The 13359-nt window shown below is 46.7% G+C and carries 13 protein-coding genes; 2 read left to right on the plus strand and 11 right to left on the minus strand.

Going from position 1 to position 13359, the window contains the following annotated elements:
• Positions 1–355 precede the first annotated feature (355 nt).
• Entirely contained in the window at positions 356–835 is a 480-nt protein-coding gene (locus NE665_RS05315) for a helix-turn-helix transcriptional regulator (RefSeq protein WP_117442456.1), read from the minus strand.
• 194 nt (positions 836–1029) lie between these two features.
• On the opposite strand from NE665_RS05315, the gene NE665_RS05320 reads away from it, so the two are divergent.
• Positions 1030–1215: a DNA-binding protein gene (locus NE665_RS05320; RefSeq protein WP_117442457.1), complete on the plus strand. Its 186-nt coding sequence runs from the start codon at positions 1030–1032 to the stop codon at positions 1213–1215.
• Positions 1216–1231: 16 nt separating this feature from the next.
• Positions 1232–2212, plus strand: a complete 981-nt coding sequence (locus tag NE665_RS05325; RefSeq protein ID WP_117442487.1) for a site-specific integrase — start codon at positions 1232–1234, stop codon at positions 2210–2212.
• A 45-nt stretch (positions 2213–2257) separates the two neighbouring features.
• Here NE665_RS05325 and NE665_RS05330 read toward each other — a convergent pair whose 3' ends face one another.
• The 10 genes from NE665_RS05330 to NE665_RS05375 all read right to left on the minus strand — a co-directional run bounded on the left by NE665_RS05330 (position 2258) and on the right by NE665_RS05375 (position 13358).
• Positions 2258–3790: a recombinase family protein gene (locus NE665_RS05330; protein ID WP_055158862.1), complete on the minus strand. Its 1533-nt coding sequence runs from the start codon at positions 3788–3790 to the stop codon at positions 2258–2260.
• The gene (locus NE665_RS05335) at positions 3787–5421 is read right to left on the minus strand and encodes a recombinase family protein (RefSeq protein WP_055158864.1); all 1635 of its coding nucleotides are present in this window, start codon (positions 5419–5421) and stop codon (positions 3787–3789) included. Before NE665_RS05335 ends, NE665_RS05330 begins: the two co-directional genes overlap by 4 nt.
• Positions 5422–7050, minus strand: a complete 1629-nt coding sequence (locus NE665_RS05340; RefSeq protein WP_117442458.1) for a recombinase family protein — start codon at positions 7048–7050, stop codon at positions 5422–5424.
• A 138-nt stretch (positions 7051–7188) separates the two neighbouring features.
• Positions 7189–7404 carry a DUF6870 family protein gene (locus NE665_RS05345; RefSeq protein ID WP_117442459.1) on the minus strand — a complete coding sequence of 72 codons (216 nt, stop codon included), beginning with the start codon at positions 7402–7404 and terminating at the stop codon, positions 7189–7191.
• A gap of 32 nt (positions 7405–7436) precedes the next feature.
• Positions 7437–7706 (minus strand): hypothetical protein, encoded by a 270-nt coding sequence (locus NE665_RS05350; protein ID WP_147324006.1) that lies wholly within the window; start codon positions 7704–7706, stop codon positions 7437–7439.
• 301 nt (positions 7707–8007) lie between these two features.
• Positions 8008–8430 (minus strand): sigma-70 family RNA polymerase sigma factor, encoded by a 423-nt coding sequence (locus NE665_RS05355; protein ID WP_055158871.1) that lies wholly within the window; start codon positions 8428–8430, stop codon positions 8008–8010.
• A gap of 453 nt (positions 8431–8883) precedes the next feature.
• Positions 8884–9393, minus strand: coding sequence for a winged helix-turn-helix domain-containing protein (locus tag NE665_RS05360; RefSeq protein ID WP_204987885.1), 510 nt, complete (start codon positions 9391–9393; stop codon positions 8884–8886).
• Between the two features lie 2 nt (positions 9394–9395).
• Positions 9396–9785: a metal-dependent transcriptional regulator gene (locus tag NE665_RS05365; protein ID WP_055158873.1), complete on the minus strand. Its 390-nt coding sequence runs from the start codon at positions 9783–9785 to the stop codon at positions 9396–9398.
• A 21-nt stretch (positions 9786–9806) separates the two neighbouring features.
• Entirely contained in the window at positions 9807–11540 is a 1734-nt protein-coding gene (locus NE665_RS05370; protein WP_055158875.1) for an ABC transporter ATP-binding protein, read from the minus strand.
• Positions 11541–11543: 3 nt separating this feature from the next.
• A complete protein-coding gene (locus NE665_RS05375; RefSeq protein WP_117442460.1) occupies positions 11544–13358 on the minus strand; it encodes an ABC transporter ATP-binding protein in 1815 nt (604 codons plus the stop codon).
• Position 13359: the final 1 nt, after the last annotated feature.

Raw genomic sequence — 13359 nt, forward strand, 5'->3', positions numbered from 1 at the left:
GCTGTTTTTTAGATTGGACTTCTTGAACAGCATGTGGAATACTGTTATCAGTGAATGCAACATCATACATATCCTTAAAGAGGGCAGTTGCTCTTCAGAATATGTAACAAGTTTCAAATCTATCTTCCGTGAAAACATTTTTGAAAACATTTTTTGTAGACGCATGAGAAGCAGGGGATATTCCATGGAATTGCACCTGTAAATAAGTGCCAAAAAGGGCATGTTTTCGACTATTTGGAAAATAATACAATCGAGTTCGAATAGTGTATTAAACTAAAAAGTGCCTTTTTCAGGGCACTTTTTTGCGTTTTAGGGTGTTTTGATACCACAAAATAAAATTGAACGATTCTTTTGACTATTTTTTAGACGGTTTACGGTTAAACAATAGATCAGAGTTTTCAGGGTAATTCAATTTCCAGTTGATATATTCTTCATTGGTCATCTCGCCATTTGCTAGCTTTGATTTACAAGCATACCAATCATCTAGCATTTCTTTGATGCTATGGTCGTAAATGGTAGGATCGTTATCAAGGCGAAGAAATGGCATACTCTCTGCCTTATCAACAGTTAAGCCAAATTGTTCTTCAAACTCAAAAAGGGTAAACATGAAACCATGATGATTTTCAATATCAGGTATCTTTAAAGCTTCAGGAGAAACTTCCAATATGTGAGCAATGCCATTGATGACATCCTCTTTTGGAGTACGTTTACCTGATTCATATTGGGCAATCCTTATATCGGCATTTCTTTCGGAATAGCCTAATCTCACTCCTAGTTCTTTTTGAGTGATACCACGAAGTGTTCTTATACGTTTAATTCTTGTACCTATTGGCATGCAATTGCTCCTTTCAATTCCTTTTTCAAACACATTATAACAAAGCAGATATAATGTGTAAACTAAAAACTAAGCAAAAATGTTTAATATAATATTGGCTTAAACAAAATTGTCTAGTATACTGTGGTTGCTTCAATTAAACAAATATGCTTAGTGATTTCTTCTGCTTTACATAAAAAGAGGAGGTGTGATAGATGGAAAACGATAACTTATTCATGAGTGCTGAAGACATTGCTCGAGTTACGGGTATGTCTGAACAGTGCGCTTATAAGCTGATTAAACAGCTAAATAGTGAATTAGAAGCAAAAGGCTATTTCACAATTCGTGGAAGAATTAGTAAGCAGTATTTTGAAGAACGTTTTTATGGAATTACAGAATAGGAAGGAGTTTATGATTATGCCAACATACAAAGATGAGAAAAAAGGCACTTGGTATGTATCTATCAGATATTTAAATTGGAAAGGTGAGCATACTAGAAAGCTAAAAAGAGGATTTAAATCAAAAAAAGAAGCACAAGAGTATGAGCGTACGTTCCTATTAAAGGAATCTAAAAACTTAGATATGTCATTCAAAGATTTTGTAGACATTTATTTAAAAGATTGTTCTCATCGTGTCAAACTTAATACGTTAAATACGAAGGAATATATCATAAAAATGAAAATTCTACCTTATTTAGGAGAAAAGAAAATAAATGAAATCCAACCATCAGATATTAAAGATTGGCAAAATGAAATGTTGATGTATCGTAATGATAAGGGAGAAGCATTCTCACCTTGCTATTTAAAAACACTTCATAATCAGCTAAGTGCCATTTTCAACTATGCTGTAAAGCTCTATAATCTACCAAATAATCCGGCAAGGGTTGCTGGTAACATGGGCAAAGAGAAAAGCAAGGAAGTTGAGTTTTGGACAAAAGAAGAATATTTGAAGTTTTCAGAAGCGATGAAAGATAAGGACGTTTCTTATCATGCATTTGAAATCTTGTATTGGTGTGGTTTACGATTAGGTGAATTATTGGCATTAACACCAAATGATTTTGATTTTAATAAAAAGACAATGACGATTTCGAAATCTTATCAAAGAATCAAAGGTGAGGATCTAATTACATCACCTAAAACAGACAAGAGTAATCGTATCGTATTAATGCCTGATTTTCTTGTAGAAGAAATGAAAGATTATATAGAACGATTTTATGGGTGTAAGGATGATACAAGATTATTTCCGATTTCTAAATCATATTTGCATCATGAAATGGATCGAGGATGTAAGGAAACAGGAGTTAAAAGAATTCGTATTCATGGATTAAGGCACCCGTATGTCAAGCTCACGACAAAAAAATTTGCAACTTTTTTTGAAAATTTCCGGGCAACCGCATAGCTGCCCGTAGCTGTTCCATACGGCGTTCATGGCTCATGCCTCCTTTCACGGTTCCGCAGTTGCTAAGAAGTCCTGCGTAACATATTCAATCTCAATCCGGTCTCCCGGAAAGATATAGACCTTATTGATAAGCCGGTCAATCAGGGCTTGCGTCAGAGTGCCGGCACTGTCTACTTCCTGAACGATTTCACGCTGTTTCAGTCTTGCTTCGTAATCGCTTTGTATCTGTTTGGTCTGTGCGGTAATAGCGGCATGGACATTCTTTGCCTGCACCAGTTCCGCGTCATATACCGCTTTCCGCTCCCTGTAGGTTTCCAGGTCAATCTCTCCAAGCGCATACTGTTCATAGAGCTGCCGTTTACTGTCCTGGATAGAGTGCAGCTTATCTTCATGCTCGGCCTGCTGAACCGTCTGCAAATCCAGCTTGTCTTTGCTGCTGTCAATTCCCAGCGCCGGACACATCTGCGCCCGGATTATCTCAAAAACCGCCTGCTCCAGATCAACCATTTTTACCCTTACCCCGTGACAAGGAAGATTTTCTGCCACTTCGGAATGACGGCAGTAAAACCAGACATCATTTCTGAGTGACATGGCATGGTCGCAACATCCACAGAATACCTTTCCACGGAGAAGGTAGTCACGCTGCTTTTTATTGGGAAGGGAGAACCGCTTAATTGAAGCATTGGCTTTCTCAAACAGTTCCTTGCTTACGATTGCCTGGTGGTGATCCGGGATTTTGAACCACTCGCTTTCATCCTTCAATTTCATGCGGCGGCTGCCAATCTCCTGTACCTTGCGCTTACCGATCACATAGGTGCCGATATACCGTTGGTCCGCCAGCATCCGCAGCACCGTTGAACTGTTCCAGACGCCATGCGTTCGGGAAACATTGTAGTGATCTTTGCCTTTATTCCTCCGGTATTCTCCAGGCGTAGGAATCTTCATGGCGTACAGTTTCCTCGTGATCTCTGCGGCGGTATTGCCGTCGGCTGCCCATTCAAATATCTGCCGGACAATTTCTGACACTTCCTCGTCCGGTTCCATACGCCCGTCTGCGCTCTTACGGTAGCCATAAGGACAAATGACGCTTTGATACTCGCCCCGGCGCATCTTTGCGTATTTGGCGCTTTTCGTTTTCATGGACATATCCCGGCTGTAACACTCACTGATAAGATACTTAAAGGCAATGTCAATCCCTCCGGTATCTCCTTTGAAATTGGCGGTATCAAAATCGTCGCTGACAGAAATAAACCGGGTATGGTAAAGCGGAAACACTCGCTCAATGAAATAGCCGGTCTCAATGCTGTTGCGGCCAAACCGTGAAAGGTCCTTCACAATGATACAGTCAATTTTCCCGGCCTGCACCATTGTCAAAAGCTCCTGTACCGCGGGACGTTCAAAGTTGGTTCCTGTATGGCCGTTATCAACAAATTCCAGGACTTCGCTGTTATCCCATTCCTGCAGCGACATGGCCTTTTCCAGAAGGAGCAGCTTTTGGTTGGGAATACTCAAACTTTCCGTCTTGAAGTCCTCCACAGACAGGCGGATATAAAGGGCAATCACATATTTCTGCTTCATTTTACCGCCTCCCCCTGAAATTCACTCTTAAACCGGAAAAAAACACGGATATTCCGCTCATGGTCGATCTCAATCCGCTCAATCAGCCGTTCAATCAGTTCCGCCGTCAATACATGGTCCTGAGCCAGTGATTTTGCGTCTTTTTCCATTGCACGGTAGCGTACAAGCTGGTCATCCAGGGCATCCATATCTTTTTCAAGCGCCTCAATATCGCCGGAAAGGACAGTGATAGATTCCTCATAACCTGCTTTCAGTTCAAAATATTCATCGCTGGTTAAAATGCCCTGTACGAAGTTTTCATACAGCCCCCGGATTAAACGCCGCTGTTTCTCTATTTCCTGCCGTTTGGCAGACATTTGGGATTTCAGCCCGTCTTTTTTCTGTTTCTGCCTTGCCTCCAACTGAAAGAGAGGAAGGGACATACCCAAAGCAACGGACAGCTCTTTTTCTAAAATAGTGGTGACGGTTGCAATCAGCTCTGTCTCCTGCATCATCACGCCTTTGCAGGTATCTTTCGCCACACGGCTGTTCGTGAGGCAATGGAACCAGTAAATATCCGGGCCTTTTTTACGTTCCGCCCGTTGCCGGTGGAGGCTCCTGCCACAGTCGGCGCAGAATACCTTACCCTTGAAAATATTCGGGGTATAGGGGCGTTTGGGGACCGCCCGGCTTTCCTCGCAGACCTGTTTCCGGTATTCCTGTACCGCAGTAAAGAGTTCATGGCTGATAATCGGCTCATGGGTGCGTCTGGCAATAATCAGGTTGTCATCGTCAGCCTTGACCTGCTGGTGGTCCACCATCTTTGTTTTGCCCTGCACCAGATCGCCGGTATAAACTTCGCTTTCTAAAATCTTCATTACCGTGCGGGTCTGCCATTTGCCGCTCCCAATCAGGCCGGGGCTGGTGATTTCACCGGTGGATTTTTTGTAGTGGCTTGGCGCCGCAATCCCCATTTCATTGAGGTTACGGACGATACGGTTCAACGCTACGCGCTCATAAGCCCATTCAAAAATCTGTTTCACGACAGGAGCCGTATTCTCATCGATCAGCAGCTTGTGGCAGTTATCCGGGTCTTTCCGGTAGCCATAGGGTGCCCGTGCGCCAATATAATCGCCGTCTTTCATGGCCTGTCTTGCCTGTGCCTTGATCTTTCTTCCAATATCCAGAGAATAGGCTTCATTTATCATATTCTTCAGGGGAAGCATAATGCCGCCGTGAAGGTTGCCGGGGTCCGCCGTGTCAAACTGGTCCGTGACCGCAATAAAACGGACATTATGCGCATAAAAATACTGCTCAATATAATAGCCGGTATCAATAGAATTGCGTCCAAGCCGGGAAAGGTCTTTAACGATCACACAGTTGATATGGCCCGCTTCAATATCAGAGAGCATCTGCTGAAATCCGGGGCGGTGGAAATTTGTACCCGTCAGTCCATTGTCGATGTATGTGTCATAGACTACAAAATCCGGTTTGTCCGCCAGAAAATCATTCAGCACCAGCTTTTGGTTCTCCACGGAGCAGCCCCGTTTCTTGTTATCCTCCACGGAAAGCCGGATATACAGTGCCACATATACATATAAGGACGGCGCCGGCATGGGAGATTCCGTCTGTTTCCTGCTTTTTCTTGCCATTTAGCCTGCCTTCCTTTCTGCGGCCTGTTCCGCGATTTGCTCCGCCAGTGCGACGGCCTTTTTATATTCATCCTGATAGTTAAATTCAATATGCAGCTCGTCCTTGCCGATTACCCGGATACTGCGGATAAGCTGCATGACCGCACGGCGGTCAATTTCTTCCATTGTGGAGAACTGCATGAAATGGTTGATCCAGCGGTTCCGCTCGCTGCGGTTCTCCAGTACATCCGTCAGGCGTTCTTCCCATTCGTCAATCGCCTTTTGCAGAAGTTCAATGTCGGCATTGTATTTCCGCTTATAGGAAAGATATTCTTCTTTGGTGAGAATCCCGCTTACCAGGTTCTCATAGAGCTTTGTCTTGAATCCCTCGATCTGCGCCCGCTGCCTTTCGTTTGCCTTGATCTGCGCGGTATATTCCTGAACCAGTTCCCGGTTGATCCGCTCCTGACTAATACTGGACAGCAGAGCATCCAGGGAAGCTACATTTTCAATATGGCCTTTCAAGCTGTCCTGCACACACTCGATCAAGTCTGTTTCCTTTAACATGACAGAGGAAGTACAGCCATTTTTCTTTCCGGTCGGGCAATAGTAGTAGTGGTATTCCTTGTCCTTGTAACGGTTCGTCTTGCGGGTCATGCGGCAACCGCAGCACCCGCAGATTAAAATGCCGGAGAACAGGTAGACCTTATCTGACTTTGGAGAGGTGCGGGTATCAATCCTTCGGAGCCTCTGCACCAGATCAAAATCAAGTTTCTGGATAATTGCCTCGTGGGTACCCTCCACACGGACCCATTCGGAGGAAGGCTTGTCCTCACGCTCTTTCAGCTTGAAGTGGGGCGTCGTCTGCTTTCCCTGTACCAGCGTTCCGGTGTAGGTTTCATCCTGCAAAATACGGATAATGGTAGTCGCAGACCATTTACAGTCCTTGCGATCCGTATAGCCGCCTTTTGCATGGGGCATCCCGTGATTGCGTTTATATGCCAGTGGGGAAAGTATGCCCATCCGGTTCAGTTCATCCGCAATATGGGAAGCGCTAAACCCTTCCAGACGCTTTCTGAAAATATCCCGCACCACACCCGCCGCATATTCGTCAACTTCCAGACTTTTATGCTTATCGCCGGTTTTTACATAACCGTAAATGGTAAAGGCTCCGACAAAATCACCGCTGCGGCGTTTCACATCCAGGGCGCTCCGGGTCTTTACAGAAATATCCCGGCTGTATGCCTCATTCATAATATTTTTGACAGAGACGGTAAGGTCATCGGCAGCATCGGTTTCCGTGTCCACGTTATCATTGATGGCGATAAAACGGACGCCGTAAGCCGGGAACACCCGGCGCATATAACGGCCAGTTTCTATGTATTCGCGTCCCAGGCGGGAAAGGTCTTTTACAATTACGCAGTTGGCCTCGCCCTGCTCGATCATCCGCATCATTTCCTGGAAGGCCGGACGGTCAAAAAGAACGCCGCTGTAGCCGTCGTCAATCTTTTCCGCAACAACCTCAATTTCCGGATGCCTGGCAATGTAGTCGTCGATCAGCCGCCGCTGGTTGGCAACGCTGTCGCTTTCCACTGATTTGTCATCCGTATAAGAAAGACGGATGTACTTAATGGTCTTGTAAACCTGCATAAAAAAACACTCCTTTCTTTGCGCAGAAAAATCCCCGCAATTCAAGAAGTGTGGCTATGCCGTATTCAATTCCTTTTCCGATTTCTATTCTACCACGACCTCGCGGGAAAGTCAGCCCCTTACTGAAAAATATCCGGCTTACCGCAGGATTCCTTTGATACATTCCTCCAGCGTGGCGCCGCCGGAAGCAAAACTGGCGTGGACGGTAAACTGTCCGCACTTGAAACGGTAAGGGTTTTTGATCTGTCGGACAAATTCTGCAATCCGGTCCTCACGGGAAAGCTCCCTGTCAACCGTAACATCCCGAATGTCTACCAATGTATCGGTTCCGCCAACAGCAGGCGTGTGTTCCATAATATCAGCTCCTTCCTGAAAATTCCTGGTTATCAAAACCACATGAATAGGCCGGACCCACGGCTACTAAGCACATAAATCCGGCCCATTGTATCTGATTTCGATTCTGTCTGCCGTATTTGCCACGCACCCCCGGCAAGCCCTGAATATACAAAGCTGGGGCTGTTACAGGCTGCGGTCAGCTTTGCCGCATCATAGCCCCGCATACGCCGCCGCTTTGCCAGAGCAAGCAAACGCCGCAGGAACTCTCCCCAAGTCTTTAGGGAGCCGTGAAGAAGTACCATTATGATCTGCGCCGTCATCGCGCCCGGCCTGCCACAGCCGGTTTTGTGGGTTACGTTGATCGCTCGGACAGCCTGATTCATCACCTCCTCGGCTGCCTGTCTCCGCGCCGTCCCATCTGCCGCTCGGAACACAGAATGAAGTACCTGTAACAGCGTATATTCGGTTGTCAAGGAGCAGGCGAGGGGCGTGGCAGTTATGACAGTATTTCAGTTAGGGCGGGCCGGAGAGCATGCTGCACGGCCACACCCGTCAGGCTTGTCCTACCGAATATGTCCCTCTATTAAGTAGTACATTTTTCGGGTAAAACGACGTGGCCTTTTATAATTTTTTTTCAAAATATTTTTCCAGACTCCTAAGGCCACGACGAATACTGTCTTTTACAGAGTTTTCAGAGCAGCCCTCCTTCCTGGCGATATCAGCTTTGCTCATACCGAGGAAAAAGTGTTCATAAATTCGATGGCGCTGTTTCTCCGACAAGGCAGACAATCCTTTGAAAATCAGTTCCGACGTCTGCTGCTGTTCTAAAATTTCCTCTGGTGTGGGCTGGTCCATCAGCGCATCCCTCTCTATGCCCTCGTGTCCTTCCAGGGAATAAAATGCTTGATAACGGTATGTACGAATCCGGTACGCTTCTTCCAGCAAAGTATACTCCCGAAGCAGCAAAGCGACTTCATCCGGCACTTCAACGATCACATCCGATGTATAAAACGGGTAATAGTCCCGCAGATTGATTTCTTTCATGGGTATTTCCTCCAATTTCAATTTGTTTGAGTGGATAAGCAAAATCGAAATCAGAGGGCGGGGAGCGGCATCCCGGACAGCCTTCTGTAACACAGGCAGCCGGAAGGCTTGTATGATCCGCAGATAAGAAAAAAGCGCGCACCTGTTTTGCTATAGGTGCGCGCCAAATGGAACAATTTGATGATTGCGGGGAGAAAAGATAAAAATATGTCGATACAAAAAGCGCCGCAGCCTTTTGAGCTGCGGCACAAAAATATATTTGATTATATCGTTGTCGTTTCCTGTGGAAATATAAGACTTTCCCAATGCACATGTTCGCCCCCATATCTGGGGGAACATAAACAGATCAGTCAATATGTGTGAATATTTCCCCCAATCTGTTTCTTTGGGGACATTATATAAGGTATAACTATCAGCTTCCTTGTACTTGTCTTTCAGAATACTCCAATATTCTCATTTTTTATTATTGACTTTTTGAGAATTAAATTTATATCCAACACCACGAACGCTGGTTACGTATTCTGGCACATCAGGGGAGATTTGAAGTTTCTGACGCAATCGGCTCATAAGATTATGGATGGCCTGCGCCGTGACATCTATATAATCCTCATCCCACACATGGTAAGCGATGGTTTCAAAAGTCAGTACCCGCCTCCGATTGATAATCAGAAGATGGAGAGCATCAAACTCTTTAGCAGTCAGATCAATTTCCTGATCGCGGATACATACCGTTCTCCCTTCCAGGCAGAAATACAAATCGCCGTCCCGGATTTCTGTTAATGTCTGTATAGAATCTGCCTGTGCAGGAGAGTTGTTGAAGACATCAGGAAGACTGCCGGAAAAAGAACAATCCTGTATATTTCTGGTAATAACATAAGAAGTCAGTTCTTTTTGCTGTTTTTCATCAAGTAAGACAAACAGCTTCTCGGCAATATCTCCACCGGACTCTGACAAGTCAAGCACTGCTAATTTCCCATGCTGTCACCACCTCTTTCGTTCTCTAAAGTCTCTTTCAATTTTTGAAACGACTCATCGCTGATAACATGCTCAATTCGACAGGCGTCTTGTTCGGCGATATTCCTATCAACTCCCATAAAAACAAGCTGCTCTGTAAAAAACAAATGGCGTTCATAGATTTTCTCGGCAATCCCCAGACCTATGGCGGTCAGATGGAGGAATCCATCATCATCCACAGTCAGAAAACCGCCGCTTTTCAAAACGCCCACCGCATGACTGACACTCGGTTTGCTAAAGCCCATGTGCCGGGCAAGGTCAATGGAGCGGACCATGCCTTGTTTCTTTTGGAGTATCAGCACAGCCTCCAGATAATCCTCCCCGGACGCATGAATCTTCATAGGACCTCCTATCCTCAAAGGTTATACCGCCCAGCCAAGGCTCTCCTGCTGGATGTAGAACAACTTGTGATACAAACCTTTTTTCTTCATCAGTTCATCATGTGTGCCGCATTCCACCAATTTTCCATTGTCGAGGACAATGATCTGGTCGGCATCCACAACGGTACGAAGCCGGTGAGCAATCATAATGACCGTCTTGCCCTCCACCAGTTTTGCAATGGCCCGCTGGATTAAAACCTCGTTCTCCGGGTCAAGGGATGCGGTTGCCTCGTCCAGAAGAATGATCTGGGCATCTTTCAGCAGCGCGCGGGCAATGGAAATCCGCTGACGCTCACCACCAGAAAGCGTGCTGCCGTTCTCTCCAAGGACAGTCTGATAACCGTCCGGCAATCTCTGGATAAATTCGTCACAGTATGCCGCCTTTGCCGCCGCCATGACCTGCTCCTCGGTAGCGTTCCTATTGCCTACACGGATATTGTTAAAAACAGTATCGTTGAACAGGGTCACATCCTGGAATACAAAGGACATACAGCGCATCAGGTGTTCCGGTTCAATGGTGCTGACATCCATACCACCAATGGTGATCTGGCCTTTTCTTACATCCCAAAAGCGGGCGATCAGTTTGGAAATCGTACTTTTGCCGCTGCCGGAAGGCCCTACCAGGGCCGTTACGCTGCCAGCAGGAATAGAAAAAGACACATCCTTGATAACATCGTCCTGGTTATATCCGAAAGTGACATCTTTCAGTTCAATGTCATACTTGGATACATCCTTATCCTCGCCCTCCATAGCGGGCGTGGTCAGCAGAGTACGCATACGGTTGGTGACAGTCTCCAAATGAAACAGAGAGGTCAACTGTGAGAGAATGGCAAGGATCGGGCCGTAAATCTGTGTGGAGAACATGAGCAGCACCAACAGGGGGAGCAGTTCAATTTTGCTGCCGGTTATCAGCACCGTTCCAATGAAAATGGTGATGCCAAGTCCTGCTTGCAGGATCAGGCTGGCTCCCTGAACCAGAATACCGGAGGCCAGTTCCACCTTAATGGCGATTTTTCTCATGGCCTGGAGTGCTTTATCCAACGCATCAAAGCGGGAACCGCCAAGGCCGCAGGATTTGATGATTTTGATACCTTCCAGGTATTCCTGAATCTGGCTGGACGCCTCCAGCTTCACATCCACCTGTTTGTCAAACAGACGAAGCTGCAACTTGCGCCCGCCCAAGATGATAAGGAATGTGACCGGCATTGTGCAGAAGATAGCCAGGGCCATGCGCCAATCAAAAAACGCCAGACAAATACAAGTCAGAGTAACAGAGATAATATTCGCAATCAGCGGCGGGATGGTACTACTGAGCATGGATTCCATGCTGCTGCAATCCGCCATCATGTTGGTGGTAATGTCGGACAAGTCCTTTGTGTTAAAGAAGCTCATGGGGAGCTTGCGAAGATGCTCCGCGATCCGAAGTCTGGTCGTGCTGGCCTCCTTATAGGAAGCAATATAGGTTTTCCTATAATCGTTTTTCGCGGCCAGGAACACCAGAATAGCCGCCACCAGCCCCAGGCCCAGCAGCTTCCACAACGCGGCCCACGAAATTGCTTCTCCAGTAAACGGCTTTAACAACTCCCAAAAGAGCAGGCAGGCTACCATAGACGGAAGCAACAGCGCGATATTGGTTATTGTGCAGGCCGTAATCGCTTTTTTCAGGTCGGAGTAGCCTTTCTCCGACAGCATTAACTTTTCTTTCAACTTACTCATAGATCACACCGCCTTTCCTGTGCCAATTTTCCAGTTGATCGACTCCGTATAGCTGCTCCACATCTGCGCGTATTTTCCGTCCTTCTTCAGCAGCTCGTCATGGGTGCCGGATTCAATCAGACAGCCCTTTTCCATGACAAGGATCTGGTCAGCATTACGAATCGTAGACAGGCGATGGGCGATCATTACAACCGTTTTATTCTGAATCAGCTTTTCAAAGGCTTTTTGAATCAGGTACTCGTTCTCCGGGTCGCTGAACGCAGTTGCCTCGTCCAGAACGATAATGGGCGCGTCTTTTACGATAGCCCTTGCAATGGCAATCCGCTGGCGCTCACCACCGGAAAGATGGACGCCGGTGCTGCCGATTACAGTCTGATACCCGTTCGGAAGCTGCTCAATAAATTCATGGCATCTTGCAGCCTTTGCCGCCGCAATCACCTGTTCTTCCGTAGCATCTGGATTTCCCATACGGATGTTATCCAGGATGCTCTGCTTGAACAGGAACGTATCCTGAAATACGAAGCTGACCTTATCCATCAGCGCATCCAGCGGAATATCCCGAATGTCAACGCCGCCGATCTGAATACTTCCGTCCGTCACATCATAAAACCGGGAGATCAGGCTGGCGATGGTACTCTTACCGCCACCGGAGGGGCCGACAATGGCTGTCACCTTGCCCTGATCCGCAAAGAAAGAAACATGAGACAGGGCCTTGACCTGGGAATCGGCTTCGTAGGAAAAGCTGACATCCCGGAAAGCAATCCCATAGTTTTCGATTGTTGCCGCCGTACTCTTTTCGGGCAGGACCGGGATACGCAGGATTTCATCCATACGCTCCACGCTGCCGTCAATCTGCGTAAAGGACTCCGAGATATACATGATCTTATTCAGAACACCGGAAATCGCATGGACAATAATCAGGTAGAAAATGAATGTCAGCGAATACTCCCTGAAATCCGTAGTATGCATCCCGATCAGAACACCCACCGGAATCAAAAGCAGATAAATATTGTTGATGATCGTGGTAAAAGCAGGCATACAGTTCTGCCAGCCCAATGCGTATTCCAACACGAAAGAGGTATAGTCTGTAATGGATTTGCTCAACCGCTTAAAGGAATCGGCGGTCTGATTAAATGCTTTGATCTCCGACATACCGCGCACATATTCCACGGAGGCGCTGTTCATGTTTTCCTGAGCGGTCTGGAAACGGTGCATTTTTTCCTTTGCTTCTCCGTTGAAGCCTGCAAACTGCACAATAAAGGCCAGAACAATACCGACCAGGCAAACCACTCCATACCGCCAGTCAATTCCGAGAAGAATGATGACCAGAACAAGCGGTGCGACCAGCGAGGCCACAAAGTCCGGGAGCTGGTGAGCGATGAATTTCTCAACGCTTTCAATGTTTTCGTCCATGATCTTTCTCATTTTGCCGCTGCCCAGGGTCAGATGATACCCAAGGGGAATCTGCATGATGTGGTCGGCAAAGGCCACCTTCAATTCATAAAGCGTTCCAAACGCCGCAACGTGGGAACACAACAGGGCAAAAAAGTAAAATACGATGTTCCCCAAAATTCCAGCCAGGGCCAGCCATCCCCAGGTCGAAATCGTGGAAACATTCAAGAGCGACATATCCGGGTAAACAAACAGGATTTCCCGAATGATGTAGTAGATTGATAAGTACGGTACAAAAGAACAGATCGCAGCCAGCGCCGCCAAAAAACCTGCCAGGAACACCAGCCCTTTATGGCCGGAAGCCAGCTCCAGGCAGCGTGCCAGTCCGGTTTTCGCTTTCGGCTGCTTCTCGTTTTGCTGTGCCATT

Origin of the sequence: Clostridium sp. DFI.1.208 (assembly GCF_024463855.1) — a bacterium.
Classification (GTDB): domain Bacteria; phylum Bacillota_I; class Bacilli_A; order Erysipelotrichales; family Erysipelotrichaceae; genus Clostridium_AQ.